Annotated in this window: 2 protein-coding genes and 1 pseudogene; all 3 read right to left on the reverse strand. The window is 35.6% G+C overall.

The window, feature by feature from the left end:
- Positions 1 to 89 precede the first annotated feature (89 nt).
- On the reverse strand, positions 90 to 692 hold the full coding sequence (locus tag Q7P05_RS07680) for a nitrite/sulfite reductase (protein WP_295232032.1): 603 nt from the start codon (positions 690 to 692) through the stop codon (positions 90 to 92).
- 81 nt (positions 693 to 773) lie between these two features.
- The gene (gene hemW, locus Q7P05_RS07685; protein ID WP_303931458.1) at positions 774 to 1,958 is read right to left on the reverse strand and encodes a radical SAM family heme chaperone HemW; all 1,185 of its coding nucleotides are present in this window, start codon (positions 1,956 to 1,958) and stop codon (positions 774 to 776) included.
- A 4-nt stretch (positions 1,959 to 1,962) separates the two neighbouring features.
- A pseudogene (locus tag Q7P05_RS07690) lies at positions 1,963 to 2,663 on the reverse strand (elongation factor 4); the annotation flags it as partial.

Consider the following 2,663-nt stretch of genomic DNA (forward strand, 5'->3'; position numbering starts at 1 on the left):
TAGTTAGATTACTTTCTAGCCATGCAAATTTATAGATTAAGAATCGTAAACCAGAACCATAAATCAATGAGAAGTATAAATATAATAATTTATAGTTCTACACCTTCTAATGGATTACCAAGTCGTTCTAACAGTTTTCCCATACGCTCACGTGGTTCCCCATGTTCCGCATACCAATCAACTAAAATATCTACAGCTTTTTTGGATTGCTCTACAGTAAGCTGTCTAGCCAAAATTTTGCCAGCTTCTGGTCTCATACCTGTATTACCGCCAACAGCCAACATAAAACCTTGGGATGTACCAATAAAAGCAATATCTTTTACCATTGCATCTGGACAGTTACGACCACATCCACTGATGCCAATTTTGCACTTATGAGATGTTTTTCGGCCGTAATGTTTTCTCTCCACATAATCAGCTAACTCTTTTGTTTCCATTTGGCCATTTTTACAATAGCCTTTACCAACGCAGGCAATTAAGGAATTAACCCCTCTATGAATAACCGTAGTTACACCTTCAGGTAATTCGGAAATAAGCTGTTCCTTATCTTCTTTTTCAATACCTGTAATTTGTATACCTGTTACAACATGACGGAAGGATCCACCATATTTTTCAGCTAATTCTATGCATGCCTTCATTTGGTCTAAAGTAAATTCATTATGTAAACCGTGTAAAATAACCGATGTCTTCATCGTTCCTCCTCAAATCTAGCATGCTTATTCATCATCATCCTATTTATACTAACATATTAGATTTTGAGAAACTGTGAAAAATTACTCACGAATAAATTGACTAAATACATAGTTACCATGTTTTGCCCCTTCCGAGGTCAAATGATAACTATCATTTTCATATTCTAATAGGCCTTTGCTAACTAAATCTTTTATTGTAGCGCCAAATAAATCATGAACAGATACACCAAATCTATTTTTGAATTTTAGCTCATCAAGGCCCCATTTAGTGCGAAGTGCTAAAAAACAAAAATCCTCTTGGGCCCGCTCTACCGTAATAGTCTCCGTATCGATAATAGGCATAGTATATCGATCAACAGCTTGTATATAAGGCATTACATTACGATTGTTACTGCGGCGTACTCCGTCATAAAAAGAATGAGCACCTGCACCAAAGCCTAAATAGTCTATATAATGCCAATATTTTAAATTATGACGACTGTAGGAATTACCCTTCGCGAAATTTGAAATCTCATATCGCTCAAATCCTAGCTCTTTTAAACCAGCCATCATCGTATCATACATTGATTCATCTATACTTTCACTAGGAATAGAAATCAAGTTCTTTTGTACTAAATGATATAAATATGTGCCTATCTCAACTTGTAAGCCATACGTAGAAATATGATTAATTGGTAGGTCTTTTACAATATTTAAATTATGCTGAATATCCTCTAAGGTTTGTCGTGGCAAACCATAAATCAAATCAATATTGATATCAGTAAATCCAGCCTCTTTAGCATCGTAAACCGCTTGTTTAGCCTTTTCACCATTATGGCTGCGATGCAGCATAGTAAGTGCCTTATCATTAAAGGTTTGAACACCAAAGCTTATGCGATTAAATCCTAGTTTAACAAGTTTCGTTAAATACGATAAATCCACTTCCCCAGGATTTGATTCAATAGTCATATGACAATCATCAGTAATTGTAAAAGTGCTTTTAATTTTATCAAGAATCATCTTTAGTTGTTGAATTGACAATTCAGTCGGCGTACCACCACCAAAGTAAATGGTATCAATAGGTCTAAATTTAGATTCTGGGTGTTCTGTAACCCACAAATCTATTTCTTGTACTAATGCATATACATAGGTTTCGTAATAATCTTGTAAATTTTGATAAGCTGGAAAATCACAGTACATACATTTCTGTTTACAAAAAGGGATATGGACATACAGGCCCATATCCCCAAGTGTAGACAGATTCAGAGTATTAGAATCTGTTTTCATTATATTAGTCCTCAACCTTGAGAATAGCCATGAATGCTTCTTGTGGAATCTCTACAGATCCTACAGACTTCATGCGTTTCTTACCGGCTTTTTGTTTTTCTAGCAATTTACGTTTACGAGAAATATCGCCACCATAACACTTCGCTAAAACGTCTTTACGCCAAGCTTTTACAGTTTCACGAGCTACAATCTTCGTACCTACTGCTGCTTGAATAGGAATTTCAAACATTTGACGAGGAATGAGTTCTTTTAATTTTTCAGCTAATGCACGACCACGTGTAGCAGCACGGTCTTTGTGCACGATAATGGACAACGCATCTACAGGATCACCATTTAAGAGAATATCCATCTTAACCATTGGAGATTGTTTATAGCCAATCAATTCATAGTCAAGAGATGCATACCCCTTTGTAGCAGATTTTAATTTATCAAAGTAATCGTAAATGATTTCACTTAAAGGTAAGTGATATACAACGGATACACGTGTTTCATCCAAATATTCCATGGATTGATATTCACCGCGTTTATCTTGAGACAATTCCATGATAGTGCCAACAAAATCTTTAGGTACGATTGTAGTAGCTTTTACATAAGGCTCCTCAATGTAGTCGATTTCTGTTGGAGGTGGCAATTTAGCCGGATTATCTACTTCTAGCATTTCTCCATTTGTTTTATATACCTTGTAGTTAACAGATGGAGCCGTAG

This window comes from Veillonella dispar, assembly GCF_937975875.1.
In the GTDB taxonomy this organism is placed as follows: Bacteria; Bacillota; Negativicutes; order Veillonellales; family Veillonellaceae; genus Veillonella; species Veillonella dispar_B.

Excerpts from the sequence above, each read along its gene's own strand:
- Q7P05_RS07680 (WP_295232032.1), bottom strand. The coding sequence starts at position 692 with ATGAAGACATCGGTTATTTTACACGGTTTACATAATGAATTTACTTTA.
- hemW (WP_303931458.1), bottom strand. The coding sequence starts at position 1,958 with ATGAAAACAGATTCTAATACTCTGAATCTGTCTACACTTGGGGATATG.